This window comes from Fictibacillus enclensis, from assembly GCF_001457035.1.
In the GTDB taxonomy this organism is placed as follows: Bacteria; Bacillota; Bacilli; order Bacillales; family Fictibacillaceae; genus Fictibacillus_C; species Fictibacillus_C enclensis.
Map to the genome: position 1 here is coordinate 246,393 of NZ_KQ758619.1, position 14,890 is coordinate 261,282.

16 protein-coding genes are annotated in these 14,890 nt (G+C 46.0%); 13 read left to right on the forward strand and 3 right to left on the reverse strand.

The window, feature by feature from the left end; genetic code table 11:
* Positions 1 to 27: 27 nt before the first annotated feature.
* On the reverse strand, positions 28 to 1,230 hold the full coding sequence (locus tag AS030_RS16575) for an ROK family transcriptional regulator (RefSeq protein ID WP_061973649.1): 1,203 nt from the start codon (positions 1,228 to 1,230) through the stop codon (positions 28 to 30).
* Positions 1,231 to 1,359: 129 nt separating this feature from the next.
* On the opposite strand from AS030_RS16575, the gene AS030_RS16580 reads away from it, so the two are divergent.
* The 7 genes from AS030_RS16580 (at position 1,360) to AS030_RS16610 (ending at position 9,273) form a co-directional block, all read left to right on the forward strand.
* A complete protein-coding gene (locus AS030_RS16580) occupies positions 1,360 to 1,746 on the forward strand; it encodes a VOC family protein (protein WP_061973651.1) in 387 nt (128 codons plus the stop codon).
* A 171-nt stretch (positions 1,747 to 1,917) separates the two neighbouring features.
* Complete coding sequence (gene galT, locus AS030_RS16585) at positions 1,918 to 2,898, forward strand: galactose-1-phosphate uridylyltransferase (RefSeq protein WP_061973653.1); 981 nt, start codon at positions 1,918 to 1,920, stop codon at positions 2,896 to 2,898.
* Positions 2,899 to 2,900: 2 nt separating this feature from the next.
* Positions 2,901 to 4,079, forward strand: coding sequence for a galactokinase (locus AS030_RS16590; RefSeq protein WP_061973654.1), 1,179 nt, complete (start codon positions 2,901 to 2,903; stop codon positions 4,077 to 4,079).
* Positions 4,079 to 5,071 (forward strand): UDP-glucose 4-epimerase GalE, encoded by a 993-nt coding sequence (gene galE, locus AS030_RS16595; protein ID WP_061973656.1) that lies wholly within the window; start codon positions 4,079 to 4,081, stop codon positions 5,069 to 5,071. Before AS030_RS16590 ends, galE begins: the two co-directional genes overlap by 1 nt.
* Before the next feature lie 121 nt (positions 5,072 to 5,192).
* Positions 5,193 to 7,223 carry a beta-galactosidase gene (locus tag AS030_RS16600; protein ID WP_240482377.1) on the forward strand — a complete coding sequence of 677 codons (2,031 nt, stop codon included), beginning with the start codon at positions 5,193 to 5,195 and terminating at the stop codon, positions 7,221 to 7,223.
* A 168-nt stretch (positions 7,224 to 7,391) separates the two neighbouring features.
* Positions 7,392 to 8,342 (forward strand): ABC transporter ATP-binding protein, encoded by a 951-nt coding sequence (locus AS030_RS16605; protein ID WP_061973660.1) that lies wholly within the window; start codon positions 7,392 to 7,394, stop codon positions 8,340 to 8,342.
* Positions 8,317 to 9,273: an ABC transporter permease gene (locus tag AS030_RS16610; RefSeq protein WP_061973662.1), complete on the forward strand. Its 957-nt coding sequence runs from the start codon at positions 8,317 to 8,319 to the stop codon at positions 9,271 to 9,273. The genes AS030_RS16605 and AS030_RS16610 overlap by 26 nt, the downstream gene beginning before the upstream one ends.
* A gap of 55 nt (positions 9,274 to 9,328) precedes the next feature.
* On the opposite strand, the gene AS030_RS23730 is transcribed toward AS030_RS16610, so the two are convergent.
* Positions 9,329 to 9,490, reverse strand: a complete 162-nt coding sequence (locus AS030_RS23730) for a hypothetical protein (protein WP_156412589.1) — start codon at positions 9,488 to 9,490, stop codon at positions 9,329 to 9,331.
* A 152-nt stretch (positions 9,491 to 9,642) separates the two neighbouring features.
* On the opposite strand from AS030_RS23730, the gene AS030_RS16615 reads away from it, so the two are divergent.
* The 3 genes from AS030_RS16615 (at position 9,643) to AS030_RS16625 (ending at position 12,103) form a co-directional block, all read left to right on the forward strand.
* The gene (locus AS030_RS16615; protein ID WP_061973664.1) at positions 9,643 to 10,839 is read left to right on the forward strand and encodes a M20 family metallopeptidase; all 1,197 of its coding nucleotides are present in this window, start codon (positions 9,643 to 9,645) and stop codon (positions 10,837 to 10,839) included.
* Between the two features lie 73 nt (positions 10,840 to 10,912).
* Positions 10,913 to 11,683 (forward strand): VOC family protein, encoded by a 771-nt coding sequence (locus tag AS030_RS16620; RefSeq protein WP_061973666.1) that lies wholly within the window; start codon positions 10,913 to 10,915, stop codon positions 11,681 to 11,683.
* Positions 11,684 to 11,701: 18 nt separating this feature from the next.
* Positions 11,702 to 12,103: a thiol-disulfide oxidoreductase DCC family protein gene (locus AS030_RS16625; RefSeq protein ID WP_061973668.1), complete on the forward strand. Its 402-nt coding sequence runs from the start codon at positions 11,702 to 11,704 to the stop codon at positions 12,101 to 12,103.
* Between the two features lie 29 nt (positions 12,104 to 12,132).
* On the opposite strand, the gene AS030_RS23735 is transcribed toward AS030_RS16625, so the two are convergent.
* The gene (locus tag AS030_RS23735) at positions 12,133 to 12,294 is read right to left on the reverse strand and encodes a Spo0E family sporulation regulatory protein-aspartic acid phosphatase (protein ID WP_162264559.1); all 162 of its coding nucleotides are present in this window, start codon (positions 12,292 to 12,294) and stop codon (positions 12,133 to 12,135) included.
* A 309-nt stretch (positions 12,295 to 12,603) separates the two neighbouring features.
* On the opposite strand from AS030_RS23735, the gene AS030_RS16630 reads away from it, so the two are divergent.
* The 3 genes from AS030_RS16630 (at position 12,604) to panF (ending at position 14,873) form a co-directional block, all read left to right on the forward strand.
* Positions 12,604 to 13,017: a CHRD domain-containing protein gene (locus AS030_RS16630; RefSeq protein WP_162264560.1), complete on the forward strand. Its 414-nt coding sequence runs from the start codon at positions 12,604 to 12,606 to the stop codon at positions 13,015 to 13,017.
* A 126-nt stretch (positions 13,018 to 13,143) separates the two neighbouring features.
* The gene (locus AS030_RS16635) at positions 13,144 to 13,422 is read left to right on the forward strand and encodes a YhdT family protein (RefSeq protein WP_082635860.1); all 279 of its coding nucleotides are present in this window, start codon (positions 13,144 to 13,146) and stop codon (positions 13,420 to 13,422) included.
* A complete protein-coding gene (panF, locus tag AS030_RS16640) occupies positions 13,419 to 14,873 on the forward strand; it encodes a sodium/pantothenate symporter (RefSeq protein ID WP_061973670.1) in 1,455 nt (484 codons plus the stop codon). The genes AS030_RS16635 and panF overlap by 4 nt, the downstream gene beginning before the upstream one ends.
* Positions 14,874 to 14,890 lie beyond the last annotated feature (17 nt).

Sequence of the window (14,890 nt, forward strand, 5' to 3'; positions counted from 1 at the left end):
TGGCAGGAAACGGGCGTCTTTTTCCACTTACTGTATGGAGAAAAGCTCAGAAAGCAGGAGGGAAACCGCGCCAATAGCGGTGGCTTTATTTCCGAGCCCTGAGAGCCGGATATCGGTTTGCTTTGCCCGTTCTGTCAACGCCATCTTTGCAATGGTTTCTTTTACCGCGTCCAATAGAATTTCACCGGCATTGGCTACACCTCCGCCAATAATAATCCGTTCGGGATTTAGCAGGTGGATCAGGTTGATTAAGCCGATGCCGAGGTAAATCCCTGCAGAGTGCAAAATGTCCCTGCTCAGTTGATCTCCCTCCATAGCAGCTTTGTGAATCAGGCGGCCGCTGATATTTTCCAGATTTCCACCCGATAGTTCAGTTAACCGGCTTTCTTTTCCGATGGCCACTTCTTTTTTGGCTTTTTCGGCAATCGCGGGGCCTGCAGCCAGCGTCTGCAAACAGCCATAATTTCCGCAGCTGCACTGTTTTCCGCCAATATCAATTGTCATGTGACCAATTTCTCCAGCAATAAAATGTTCCCCGTGAAACAATTGTCCATTTATGACGATTCCTGCCCCGATTCCGCTGCCGACATTTACGGCAACTACACTGGCTGCGCCGCTTCCGCTGCCGAACCAAACTTCACCCAGAGCAATCGCTTTTGCATCATTTTCCACCTTTACAGGAAGGTTAAAGGTGGTTTCCAGTTCCTCTTTTATAGGAATATTTCTTAAATCAAGATTCGGGGCATAGAGCGATATTCCCCGGTCGACATCGACAACACCGTGCATGGCCACACCAATGCCGATGATTTTATCTTCTTCCTCTTTGTACTGATCCAAAAGCCCCTGTATTTCTGATTTCATCATTTTTAATAACTCATCTGCCGTAACAGGTAACGAAAGGGCTTTTTCACTAAAATGGTGGACGCCGCCATTTAAATCAGTCAGTATGGTTTTAATATCTTTTGGCCCGGCGTCGAGCCCAATGACATAAAAGCTTTTTTCATTAATGACCAGCATGGTCGGCTTCCGGCCGCCCTGTGACTCTCCCTGAATGCTTTCCTTTATAAGACCCGAATCGATCAGTTCTTTTACAATAGAACTGACAGTTGGGGGCGTCAGCTTTGTATCCTTGGCAATCTGCGCCCGGGAGATCGGGCCCTCCAAACGGATTCGATTTAAAATAATACTTCGATTCAACGATTTCATGAATTGAAACGTACCACGTTGCATGGCTATGACACCTCAAGTTAATTTAATTAATTAACATATAGTATACCTTCTTTTTATCATTATGGATAGAAAGAGATGGGTTTGATAAAATTTACTTAACAGATCATTCAATGAAATGGAGGACTGAGTTTGGAAATTCGGCGGCTGGACCACTTGGTTTTGACGGTAAAGGATATAGAAAAGACCTGTGAATTTTATTCCAGAGTGTTAGGCATGAAGGTAGAGACTTTTCGACAGGGAAGAAAAGCGCTTACGTTCGGGATCCAAAAAATCAATCTTCATCAAGCGGGCCGGGAATTCGAACCAAAAGCTGGAACGCCCTTGCCAGGCTCTGCGGATTTGTGTTTTATCACGGATATCCCTTTAAACCATGTGATAAAACACCTGGAAAATCATGAAGTATCTTTGCTCGAAGGACCGGTGGAAAGAACGGGGGCCGAGGGACCGATTACTTCTGTATATATTCGTGATCCGGATGAGAACCTGATTGAAATCTCCAATTACATCGAAGGCTAAAAAAACCGGGAAGCTCTCCCGGTTTTTTATTGTAAAAATGGTGTCTCTGGGTATGCAAACCTTTTCACTTGTGGTAATCTGGTATCAACTTAATAATTTAATTTAACAAAGTTCGATAGACGTGTGATGTTTTTTACAACACTTAATAAATACACTCTAGGAGGAAATACAATGGCTGAGTTACGTTATAATCCTTTATTAAAGGACTGGACGATGGTAGCGGCAAGCCGGCAGAACCGCCCGCACATGCCGAAGGACTTTTGTCCGTTTTGCCCGGGTTCCGGAAAAGTTCCTGATCACTATGATGTTCATTTATATCATAATGACTTCCCTGTGCTGTCACCGAATCCACCGCAGCCGGATGCAGTTGGTGGAAGCCTGTATCAAACAAGAGAAGCGCATGGGAAATGTGAAGTGGTTCTGTATTCACCCGGCCACTACGATACCATCCCGGATCTTTCACGGGAGCATATGAAGAAGCTGATGGACCTGTGGACGGATACGTTCGTACAGCTGGAGCAAGATCCTAACCACGAATATGTCATGATTTTTGAAAACCGGGGAGAGGAAGTCGGAGTAACAATGCCTCATCCACATGGTCAGGTGTATGCTTATCCATTTGTCCCGTTAAAAGTAAAAACAGAACTCAATGCCTGCAAAGAGTATTTCGAAGAGAACAACCGCAACATGTTTGACGATATGATAGCAGAGGAAAAAAGGTTTGGTGAGCGGGTGATATTGGAAACCGAGCATTTTATCGCGTTCATTCCGTTTTTTACAGACTATCCCTATGGCGCCTATATTGTCAGCAAAGATGAAAAAACAGCCATCACCGAGTTTTCCGAAGAGGAAAAAAAGGAACTTGGCGATATGCTTCAGGAACTCGTTGGCGGCATGGATTTGATTTACGATAAACTATTTCCGTATATGATGGTCATGCACCAGCGGCCTTCAAACAGAAAGGATGACTATAACGATTTTTACCGGTTCCACATTGAATTTTATCCTCCGCTTCGTGCAAGTGATAAAATAAAATACAATTCTTCCTCTGAAACCGGTGGATGGGCAGCGGCCAATCCGACAAAAGTAGAAGACAACGCAGAAATTTTGCGGAACTGCATACAGCGATATCATGAAAAGAGGGGGAAATAAGAATGGAGCAACAGCTCGCAGAACAATTTCTAAACTATTTTCCGGGAAATACCGACGAGGTTCGACTTTTCTTTGCGCCAGGAAGGGTCAATTTGATTGGGGAGCACACGGATTACAATGGCGGCTATGTTTTTCCTGCGGCACTGTCGATCGGCACGTATATGGCCGTACGCAAGAGACAAGATGGGATTTACCGTTTGAAGAGTGGAAATTTTCCGCAGGAAGTAACTGTGGATGCCAATCAGCCTATCGTTTTTTACGATGCTGATGACTGGGCTAATTATCCAAAGGGCATTCTTTTACAGCTGCAGAAAAGCGGAATCTCTCTTTCTGGAGCAGATGTGTTATACCATGGCAATATTCCGAATGGTGCAGGTCTTTCTTCTTCCGCATCCATCGGAATGGTCAGTGCGTTTGCTTTTTCAGCGGTTGAAAACAGTGAAATCGATATGCTGGAGCTTGCCAAGCTGTGTCAGCGCATGGAAAATGAATTTATTGGGGTAAACAGCGGAATTATGGACCAGTTTGCTGTCGGCTTCGGCAAAAGGAATGAAGCTGTATTTCTCAATTGCCAAACCTATGAATTTGAGATGATTCCACTTGAAACAGAAGGTTACAAGCTTGTGATTACCAACACCAATAAACGCAGGGGGCTGGCCGATTCCAAGTATAATGAGCGAAGAAGCCAATGCGAGCAGGGGCTCCAAATCATTCAGCAGCATTTGAAAGATATAGAGACCCTTGGTGAGCTGACTCCTTTTCAATTCAAAAAAGTAGAACAGTATATAGAGGATGAAGTGATCAGGAGAAGGGTAAGACACGTGGTAACCGAAGATAACCGTGTGCAGAAGGCGGTCGCTGCGCTTGAAAACAGAGATATCACTGCCTTCGGTTTATATATGAACGAATCCCACATGTCACTAAGAGATGATTATGAAGTGACAGGTACAGAGCTCGACACGCTTTTTGATCTTCAAAAAGAGCAGCCCGGGTGCATTGGAACAAGAATGACCGGTGCCGGGTTCGGCGGTTGTACCATTTCTATTGTAAAAGAGGAACAGGTGGAAGATTTCAAAGAAAACGTAGCTGGCCGATATACGGAAAGAACAGGTTTAGTGCCTGACTTTTATGTTTGCGAAATTGGAGACGGAGTGAAAGAACTTAACGGGGTGAAACGATAATGGCAATCTTAGTTACAGGCGGTGCAGGTTATATTGGAAGTCATACGGTGCTGCATTTGCTGAATAAAGGGGAAAAAGTAGTTGTATTCGATAACCTGCAAAAAGGCCACCAGGAAGCGGTTATGGAGGGCGTTTCCTTTTATAAAGGAGACCTTCATGACAGTGAGCTGCTTGATGCCGTGTTTGCAGAAAATGAAATTGAAGCAGTCATCCATTTTGCAGCAAATTCACTGGTAGGAGAAAGTGTGGAACATCCAATCTCCTATTATCAAAATAATGTAGCAGGGTCTTTGAATTTAGTAGACCGCATGGTGAAAAGCGGCGTGAAAAAGATTGTTTTTTCATCCACGGCAGCGGTATACGGTGAGCCTGAAACGGTTCCTATTTCGGAAAGTGACCGCACGGTTCCAGGAAACCCGTATGGTGAAACCAAACTGGCTATAGAGAAACTTCTTTTTTGGGCGGATCAGGCCTATGGCTTGAAGTCGGTAGCCCTTCGCTATTTTAATGCGGCAGGAGCAGATCCTGAAGGCAGAATTGGCGAAGACCATACACCGGAATCCCACCTTATTCCGATCGTTCTGGAAGCGGCTCTCGGCAAGCGGCCGCATGTTTCGATTTTCGGAGAGGATTACAAAACGGAAGACGGGACATGCATTCGCGATTACATCCATGTGATGGACTTGGCGGAGGCTCATTATCTGGCCCTCGAAAAGCTCAAACGCACAGAGGAGAGCGGCGTGTACAACCTGGGTAATGGCACGGGGTTTTCGGTCAAAGAAGTGATTGAAACATGCAGGGAGGTGACCGGACGGGAGATTCAAGCGGTGTCCTCGCCAAGAAGAGCGGGTGATCCGGCTGTCCTGATTGCATCATCGCAAAAAGCGAAGGATGAACTGGGATGGATTCCTCAATATCCAGATTTGAAGGAAATCGTCAAACATGCATGGAATTGGCATGTGAATCATCCGGATGGTTATTCCGCTCAATAGGCATTTGTGGCTCGTAAAAAGGGTATTCTACAACTGAAAGAAGCTAAGACATTGGAGGGGACATGAAAAATCATCATGTCCCCTGTTTTTAAAGCACCCGGCATGTGAGAGAAATCTGAGCATGCAGACAAAGGAGCGATTCAGCTTGTATATGGGAGTGGATTATTACCCTGAACAATGGCCAAAATCAAGATGGACTGAAGATATCAGATTGATGAAGGAGCTTGGTGTCAATGTTGTACGGATGGCGGAATACGGTTGGCATTTGATTGAGCCGGAAGAAGGCGTTTATGATTTTAGTCTTTTGAATGAAATCATTGATGAATTGACCGAAAATGGAATTAAAATCGTACTGGGCACTCCAACAGCCGCACCTCCTGCATGGATGGTGCAGAAGTATCCGGACATCCTGCCGACGGATCGAAACGGCAATCCCATTTCATTTGGGGGGCGCCGGCACTATACGGTTAACAGCACAACCTATCAACGGTTTACAGAAAAAGTAGTGCATAAGCTGGCGGAAAAATATGGTCATCATCCGGATGTGATCGGATGGCAGATTGATAATGAATTTGGCCATGAGAAGTCAGACCGCAGTTATGGAAATGAGGACCGTACATCCTTTTTGTTTTGGCTTCAAAATCGTTATGGCAGCCTTGAGGCTGTAAACGAAGCCTGGGGAACTGCCTTTTGGGGCCAGACCTATACGGAATGGGAGCAGATACCATTGCCGTTGAACGTGTACCAGCAGCATAATCCCGGGTTGCTTCTTGATTTTGACCGTTTTTGTGCAGCGAGCTATACAGCCTACAGCAAGCTGCAGGTTGATCTGTTGAGGGAAATGATTTCCGATCACCAATTTATTACCCATAATTTTGTATTTAATGAACAGGCCATCGACCAGAGGGATATGGCCGAAAACCTGGATTTTGTTTCCAGTGGCAACTATCCGGTGTGGGGAAGCAGCCCCGAACCCGCCACACCGGCGTCCATAGCCATGCAGCATGACATCTGCCGTTCAACAAAGGATGGAAAGGGCTTTTGGGTTATGGAAGAGATTACGGGGGCACAAGGTTGGAATCATACCGGCTATCTTCCACGGCCGGGGCAGATCAGGCTTTGGACGTATCAGGCCATTGCACGCGGGGCCGAAGCAATTCTTTATTTCCGGTGGCGTTCTTCCCGGTTTGGTACCGAGCAGTTCAGCCACGGCATCCTTGGTCATGATGGAAAGCCAAAACGGAAATTTGAAGAGGTGAAAGAGACCATTGCCGCACTTAAAACGTTCGGAGATGAATGGGTTGCTTCCGATTATATCCCTGAAGTGGGGATGTATTACGATGTGGAAAATGCCTGGGCATGGCGCATTCAGCCGCAAAGCGGGGCATTCGATTACAAACAGGAACTTCTTCGTTTTTACTACGGCGCTTATCATCTCAACAGTGCGACATGCATCGTATCACCAAAAAGCACCCTTGATGGCCTGAAAGTCGTGGTTGCTCCTGTATATTTCCTGACAGATCCAGAATTTACGGAAAAACTGAAAAAGTTTTCGGCGGAGGGAGGCACGGTCGTCCTTTCTTACCGTTCGGGCTTGAAAGAACCGAACAATGCGTTGACAGAGCTGACCCTGCCCGGGGAGCTCGCAGAGCTTGCGGGCGTTTACGTCAAAGAGTTCGAAGCCCTTCAGCCCGGTCAACAAACAAGGGTACGAGGCACCAAGGGAAATATTAAGGACATACTGTCACCGGCAACGGTATGGTGTGATATCATTCAGTCCATATCGGCAGACGTAATCGGTGTATACCGCGATGCGTATTACGAAGGCGAACCGGCTATAACCAGAAACAGATACGGAAAAGGCGTTGTTTATTACATTGGCACTGCGGTAGAAGAATACTTTTTGATGCGCCTTTATAAAGATATTTTCAAAGAGGCCGGTGTTGGAATGCTTGAACTTCCTGATGATGTGGAAATGGTAGTCCGCACCGGCAAAGGCGGTAAGAAATATCTATGCTTATTGAATCATTCCACCACCGCCAGCCACAGGCTGACACTGCCCAAGGGCAACTGGAAGGATGTTATGACAGGAGAGATCTTTAATGGAGTAGTGCGATTGCCTTCACTGGGTTCCTATGTCCTGATGCAATAGATCGAATGAAATACAAACTTTCCTCCTTTATGACAAGCGCGCATAAAGGAGTTTTTTTGGTTCTGGCAAGAACATGAAACTTCTTCGCCTATTGACCCGTATTATATTGTGTAATATGTTAGTATTTGGAAAAGTTGTAAAGGCAGTAACAAAGTTAAAGGAGGAAGTATGGAAACTGTACATACCTTGGAGTTAAAAGAAGTGACGAAAAAGATGAAAGGGAAGAATGTGGTGGACCACCTGTCCTTTGGGGTGAGGAAGGGGGAGATCTTTGGACTTCTCGGTCCGAACGGAGCAGGTAAAACAACCACCATCCGCATGATTGTGGGCTTGATCTCCATGAGCGGGGGCGAAATCCTGGTAAACGGTCTTGATATCCGTAAAAACTATGAAAAAGCAATGGAACAGATTGGAGCCATTGTTGAAAATCCACAGATGTATGATTATTTAACCGGATATAAGAATCTCATGCAATATGCGCGCATGTTGCCCGGCGTCACCAGGGAACGGATTGATGAAGTGGTAAAGCTGGTGGATCTGGAACAGGCCATCCATAAAAAGGTGAAAACCTATTCTCTGGGCATGAGACAGCGGCTGGGTGTTGCGCAGGCACTGCTGCATCGTCCCTCCCTCCTCATTCTGGATGAACCGACCAATGGATTGGATCCGCAGGGAATGCACGATCTCAGAAACTATTTGCGGCTGCTTGCCGACCAGGGAACTTCTGTCGTCGTATCCAGTCATATTCTGGCCGAAATGGAATTGATGTGTGACAGAGTGGCTGTTATGCAACATGGGAAACTCGTCCGAATTGATAATGTGACGAATGTAACCGATCAGGCGCAGGCCAGGGTGCACTTCCTGCTGGAAAACGAAATGAACGAAGCCAAATCTCTCCTTGCTGAACACTTTCCGGCAAAAACAGTGGAGGTGTCCGAAAAGGAACTGATTGTAGAAGCAAACACAAATCAGGAAATCGGCGATATCAACAAAAGGCTCGTTGAAGCCGGTTTTTTGGTGTATGGGATCCAGGTGAAAAAGAAAACGTTGGAAGAGCGCTTCCTTGAAATGACTGGAAAAGGAGGGAATCTGAATGAAGTTTCTGTCGCTGGTCAGTAATGAATGGATCAAGATTTTCAGCAGAACCCGGACATGGGTATTTATCGCGCTTCCTATTTTGATCGTTTTAGGCGTAGCCATTTACGGAAAAGTGACGGAAGACGACACTGTAAAATCCAACTGGAAGCAGGAGGTTACTCAACAAAATAAAGAGTTAAAGAGCCAGATTGCTGAAGCCAAAAAGGACAACAGTCCAAAATTTGTTGCCCAGTCGCTCGAAAACGAGTATAAACAAAATCAATACGCATTGAAAAATGATATCTCTCCTTATGAAACAACAAGCTGGAAGTTCATGAAAGACATGGCGCCTCTTTCCTCCCTGCTGGGCTTGTTCGTAATTGTGATAGCCAGTGATATTGTGGCCGGAGAATTTGCCAAAGGAACCATCAAGATGCTGCTCATCCGTCCATACAGCAGGTGGAAGATTCTCCTTTCCAAGCTGATCGCCACCTTGGCCTTCGCCTTTTTCCTTTGGGTGATTCTCGTGGTTGCTACATGGCTGTTCGGCAGTATTTTGTATGGGTTTGGCGGGATGGATCAGCCGTATTTGTCAATGATTGACGGCAAGGTCCATGAAAAGCTCATCTCAGAATATGTGCTGGCCAACATGGGATTGGAGTTTATCGAGTTTGCGGTAACGGTTTTTCTTGCCTTTATGGTTTCAACCCTTTTCTACAGCAGTTCTGTAGCCATCGGGATTTCCTTGTTTCTTACATTTGCAGGAAATGCGCTCGTTCTGTTTATCAGCAGCAAGTCATGGGCGAAATACACGCTGTTTCCGAACATGGATCTTACCCAGTACCTGGATGAAGGACTTCAAGTGGTAAAGGGAATGTCTTTATCCTTTTCGCTTGGGATGCTTGCGATCTATTCAGCTCTCTTTTTGATTATTACCTTTGCCGTCTTTCAAAAGCGCGACGTCAAAGCCTAAACGTAAAGAGCCAGTACCTTATGCTGTGTGCATGGGTACTGGTCTTTTGTTGTGATCAGCATTCTTCTTCCTCTTCACTCGGGTGAGCAAGATGATGAACGATGCCGCTGATTACCGCCTGATCTGAAAACTCCAGTTCTTCATACACCTCATCAGGTGACACATCCTCACGATTGCTTTCAGATGGTTGCCCGATTCCTTCTTTCTTTTCATCCATGACGCACGCCTCCTTTTATCATATCCTTTTCCCTGAGAGGCACTTTTATTAAAGTCTTTTTGTACAATTAAGATGTCAGTATATTAAATCTTTTCAAATTATTTCATTTCTTATATAATGACCACCATATACAACAGAGGAAGTGACGAGTCATGAAGGTATTACCCGCAGTGAAAGAAAGCAGAGAACTGAAGGATCAGGTCATTGAATGGCGCCGGCATTTGCATAGAAATCCCGAATTGTCATTCCACGAGGAACAAACCTCGCAATTTATATACGAAACCCTTGAGTCGTTTGGAAACCTGGAGCTCTCCCGCCCCACAAAAAACAGTGTTATGGCAAAGTTGACCGGGAGCGAAAAGGGCCGTGTGCTTGCCATTCGGGCGGATATTGATGCACTGCCCATTACGGAAGAAAACGACGTTGATTTTATCTCCCAAAATTCTGGTGTAATGCATGCTTGTGGCCATGATGGCCATACAGCGATGCTTTTGGGAGCGGCCAAGATCCTTTCACAAAAAAAGGATCAGATGAAAGGAGAAATCCGGTTTATCTTTCAGCATGCCGAGGAAGTTTTCCCGGGCGGTGCTGAAGAAATGGTTCAGGCGGGTGTCATGGACGGTGTGGATGCAGTCATTGGAACCCATCTTTGGTCACCACTTGAAGTTGGCAAAATAGGAATCGTTTACGGGCCGATGATGGCTGCACCGGATACCTTTTTCCTGACCGTAACAGGAAAGGGCGGACATGCAGCACTTCCGCATCAGACCATTGACAGCATCGCAGTCGCTTCGCAGGTGGTCACCAACCTGCAGCACATTGTATCCCGCAACATTGATCCTCTCGGCCAGCTGGTGATTTCCGTAACCAAGTTTGCAGGGGGAACCACCCATAATGTTATCCCGGGATCGGTGGAATTGTGCGGAACCGTTAGAAGCTTTGATCCTGAAATACGGGACCAGGCTCCACTGCTTATGGAGCGGGTCATCAAAGGAATTACGGAAGCCCACGGTGCGGCCTATGAGTTTAAGTATGAAAAAGGCTACCGTGCCGTCATCAATGAAGATAATGTTACACGGCTGCTGCAGGAAACCGCTGAAGAACTATACGGCGGAGAAAGCGTGGAACAGATGAAGCCTACGATGGTGGGAGAGGACTTCTCTGCGTTTTTACAGCAAACCGACGGCTGCTTTTTCTTTACAGGTGCCAGAAATGAGGAGAAGGGCATTACCTATCCCCATCATCACGCCCGTTTTACAATCGATGAGGACGCCCTGGAGCGGGGAGTCGCCATGTTTGTCAGAACAGCGGAAAAAATGCTTGGTAAAAAGGAAGAAGTAACTGTATAGAAAACTCAATGGCGGCAATGTAAAAGCATTGCTGCCTTTTTACTAAAGGAATGATGTGGGAAGGAGAAAGAAGATGTATGCATTTGATCACCTGGTGTACTTTACCGGCGAGTCACTGGACAGCCATATGGAAGAATTAAAGAGACAGAGGCTTCACCCGATATTTGGAGGAAGCCACGAGAGCTGGGGAACCCACAATGCATTGTGTTATTTTGGCCTCCGTTATGTTGAATACTTAGCGATAAAAGAACAAGGGATTGCACAAAAAGCGACAGAAAACCCTTTGATTGGCCAGTTGTTGAGGGATCTTCCTGATCAACCAGGTCCCGGACAGTTTGCCATTCGTACAGACAGGATTCAAGAGGTAAAGAAGCAGTTTGAGCAAAAAGGAGTAAAGACCCGTTTGTTTCCCGGAAGCCGGAAGAGTGAGGACGGATCCACCTTGGAATGGAAACTCCTTTTCTTGCAGTATAATGCGGCAGATGGTACATTAGCTCCTCCTTTTTTCATAGATTGGCTGAAGCCTGACGAGAGCAGGGAAAAGGAATTGAAGGAGAGCGGTATGATTGGGAATCACCCTGCCGGTGAATTGACTATGGAACATCTAAAAATTATGGTAGATAACAGCAGGGTGTCTTCTTCACTGTGGCAAGAGCGGCTGGATCTGCCGGCTGGCGGATCGTATCACGATTCTGATCTCAAAGCCGATTGCTTTGTGTTGAAACTGAAGGACTGCGACCTTCACTTTTGTTCGCCATCCTCTGAAGGTAAGGCGCAGCGCTTTTTGGAAGAGAGGGGAGAGCGGCCGTACAAATTAGTGCTCTCAAACGGGATGACGATATAAGGAAGGTGAGATAGCATCATGCGCAATGGCCCGGTATTATTGTTTGATGGTGTGTGCAACTTCTGCAACAGCATCGTAAACTTTTTAATTAAGCAGGATAAAAAAGGGACGATTTCCTATGGTTCGCTGCAGTCAGAAGCCGGGAAGCAGATTCTGCAGCACTTCCTTCTTCCTGCGGATTCATTTGAAAGCGTGGTTTATATAAAAGACGGCGAAGCCTACCAAAAGTCAGATGCGGCGATAGTGATTGCAAGAGACCTTGGAGGCGTGTGGAAATTAGCGGTTCTGGCCAAATTCATTCCGCGCCGGGCCCGTGATGCGCTCTATGAATGGGTTGCCAGAAACCGCTATAAATGGTTCGGAAAGAAAGACCAATGCATGATTCCTTCACCGGAAGTGCGCCGGCGGTTCATCGATTAAAAAAGCTGTCCCCAAACAAGGGGACAGCTTTAAGCACAATTGTGAAGTTCATTTAGTTTTTGGTCTAGTAACTGGCTTAACTGTACAAGTAGCGGGTCTGCGAGGTTGGTTACAGTGGAGCTCATAACGTACATTGTTAAGCGGATGGCATCGATCTCAAGTTTTAACGTAACCATGTTCTGCTGAGTCATATCCATTCCCCCTATACAGAAAAATGTTTTATAACTGCACACCTCAAGTATGTATCACTATATATTCCCATTTTATACTAGATATAGAATGCTGTCTATTTAATTTTCACAATATATAGTTTATTTTTAAGCCTTTTTCATAGTTTTTACGTAAAAATTCACGGTTTGTTCATTTTTGTAAAAAATGTATGGCCATTTTTCAAAAATTCCTTGGGAAATACACTATTTTTCTAAAAGCTAGATAAATAAACAAGCCTCTTTTCCATTCCGGAATATACTGTCAATAGCTATCGGAAAGGAGTGGTTGGATTGTTGTTAAAGCAATTTTTATGCAGGTTAAAAGGCGATAATGAAGTTTCGCCTGTTCATACCCGGGCATCCGGCACCACCGAATTTGTCCTAAGCTCCAACGGCAACAAGCTGCATTACCGCATTCAAGTCAACAATGTAAGAAAGTTGACCCAAGTGCGTATTCATATTGGACCGGCTGGAAAAAATGGTCCAGCGGCAGCGTATTTATTTGGTAACATCAATCCTGGGATCAGCATCAACACCGGGATTGTAACGGGCAATATCACAAGCAAAGATTTAATTGGGCCACTTCAAGGCATGCCTTTATCCAAACTTATTGAAGAAATCAGCGCGGGAAACGCTTATGTTAATGTATATTCCGAATTCTGCACGGGCGGGGAGCTGCGCGGCCAGATTGATCCAATTAAATAAAAATATCAACGGCGTAGCTTCACTCAGCTAGGCTGTTTTATTTTTCCACTTTTAGATTTTGTCCATGATCTTATGTATAATAGACAAATGATGAGTTATAGTGACAGAGTGAAAGGAGCTGTTTCGATGGATCCTCGTTTCAAAGTATCCAACCGTGAAGCACTCATGGGAATAGGCCTTGCAGTTCTGAATTTTATCTGGTGGTACGCGTTTGCCTATGGACTCGGAGGGAAACCCGTTAAAGAATATCAGTACATATGGGGATTGCCTGCGTGGTTTTTCTACAGCTGTGTAGCCGGTTTCGTGGTCTTTTCCATTCTTGTTTACGTTATGGTGAAGGTTTTCTTTAAAGAATTGCCCTTTGAAGAAGATACCTATCAAGAGACAAAGGGGGAGGAAAAATGAACTGGGAAGTACTCCTCCCCTTGATCGGCTTTTTAATACTTATGTTTTTGGCAGGATTATTTACAGCGCGCCAAGTGACAGAAGGACCTGGGTTTCTTAAAGATTACTTTTTGGGAGGCCGGCATCTTGGCGGGTTTGTTCTGGCATTGACAATGGTTGCTACATACGGAAGTGCCAGCAGCTTTATCGGAGGACCAGGGATTGCCTATAACCTCGGCCTTGGCTGGGTGCTTCTTTCGATGGCCCAGCTAGTTACGGGATACTTTACCCTGGCGGTCCTCGGGAAGAAATTTGCCATTGTGGCCCGAAAAATTGATGCGGTGACCCTTATCGATTTTTTGAAAGCCCGCTATGAAAACAAATGGGTGGTGATCTTTTCCGCTGCAAGCATAAGCATTTTCTTGTTTTCCTCCACCGCTGCGCAGTGGGTAGGCGGAGGCCGGCTGATTGAATCCTTTACCGGTGTTTCCTATCCAACAGCCTTAATTATTTTTTCGTTCTCGGTTCTGGTGTATGTGGTAGCTGGGGGATTCAGATCCGTTGTGATTACCGATACGTTAATGGGCATCGTGATGTTCATCGGCACATTGATCATTCTTGCCGGAACCATTGTTGCCGGCGGGGGTGTTCCTCATATTATTTCGACGCTCTCGGCAGAGAACCCGAATCTAATTACGCCATTTGGCGCAGACAAATCGTTAACGCCGCTGTATCTGTCTTCCTTTTGGCTTCTTGTGGGGGTAGGTGTTGTCGGGCTGCCGCAAATTACGGTAAGGGCGATGTCCTACCGTAATTCCAAAGCGATGCATCAGGCGATGATTATTGGCACGTTTGTCGTCGGATTCATCATGCTTGGCATGCATTTGACGGGTGTCTTTGCGCGGGTGGTGATTCCGGGTATTAAGGTCGGAGACACAGTCATGCCCCTTCTTGCATTGAAAGTACTGCCGGGATGGCTCGCCGGAATCGTGCTGGCGGCACCACTGGCGGCAGTCATGTCCACGGTGAATTCGATTCTGTTGATTGTCAGTTCCTCCATCGTGAAGGATGTTTACATCAACTACATTAAACCGGATGCGAGCGAGCAATCCGTAAAGAGACTCAGTTTTTCGGTGACCACCATTATCGGTGTCCTGGTTTTCTTTGTGGCTCTTCATCCGCCTGATCTTCTGATTTGGCTGAATCTGTTTTCCTTTGGAGGGCTGGAAGCTGCGTTTATCTGGCCGGTGGTTCTCGGACTCTATTGGAAAAAAGGAAATGCCGCAGGTGCAGCAGGATCGATTGTGGGAGGCGTAGTGTCCTATATCCTTCTGGACCAGCTCGCCCCGAACCTGTGGGGAATGCATACGGTCGTTTTGCCGGTGGCGATATCACTGGCCGCCTATATCGTGCTTAGCCTGCTGTTTCAGAAAAATACGGAAAACGAGCTTTCAAGGCAAAATATCATCTAGTTTTGTACAGCAGTGCC

Coding starts and splice junctions, on each gene's coding strand:
- AS030_RS23735 (WP_162264559.1), bottom strand. CDS start 12,294: ATGACTCAGCAGAACATGGTTACGTTAAAACTTGAGATCGATGCCATC.
- AS030_RS16590 (WP_061973654.1), top strand. CDS start 2,901: ATGGAGCAACAGCTCGCAGAACAATTTCTAAACTATTTTCCGGGAAAT.
- galE (WP_061973656.1), top strand. CDS start 4,079: ATGGCAATCTTAGTTACAGGCGGTGCAGGTTATATTGGAAGTCATACG.
- AS030_RS16625 (WP_061973668.1), top strand. CDS start 11,702: ATGCGCAATGGCCCGGTATTATTGTTTGATGGTGTGTGCAACTTCTGC.
- AS030_RS16635 (WP_082635860.1), top strand. CDS start 13,144: ATGGATCCTCGTTTCAAAGTATCCAACCGTGAAGCACTCATGGGAATA.
- AS030_RS16600 (WP_240482377.1), top strand. CDS start 5,193: ATGCAGACAAAGGAGCGATTCAGCTTGTATATGGGAGTGGATTATTAC.
- panF (WP_061973670.1), top strand. CDS start 13,419: ATGAACTGGGAAGTACTCCTCCCCTTGATCGGCTTTTTAATACTTATG.
- AS030_RS16575 (WP_061973649.1), bottom strand. CDS start 1,230: ATGCAACGTGGTACGTTTCAATTCATGAAATCGTTGAATCGAAGTATT.
- AS030_RS16620 (WP_061973666.1), top strand. CDS start 10,913: ATGTATGCATTTGATCACCTGGTGTACTTTACCGGCGAGTCACTGGAC.
- AS030_RS16615 (WP_061973664.1), top strand. CDS start 9,643: ATGAAGGTATTACCCGCAGTGAAAGAAAGCAGAGAACTGAAGGATCAG.
- AS030_RS16605 (WP_061973660.1), top strand. CDS start 7,392: ATGGAAACTGTACATACCTTGGAGTTAAAAGAAGTGACGAAAAAGATG.
- galT (WP_061973653.1), top strand. CDS start 1,918: ATGGCTGAGTTACGTTATAATCCTTTATTAAAGGACTGGACGATGGTA.
- AS030_RS16610 (WP_061973662.1), top strand. CDS start 8,317: ATGAAGTTTCTGTCGCTGGTCAGTAATGAATGGATCAAGATTTTCAGC.
- AS030_RS23730 (WP_156412589.1), bottom strand. CDS start 9,490: ATGGATGAAAAGAAAGAAGGAATCGGGCAACCATCTGAAAGCAATCGT.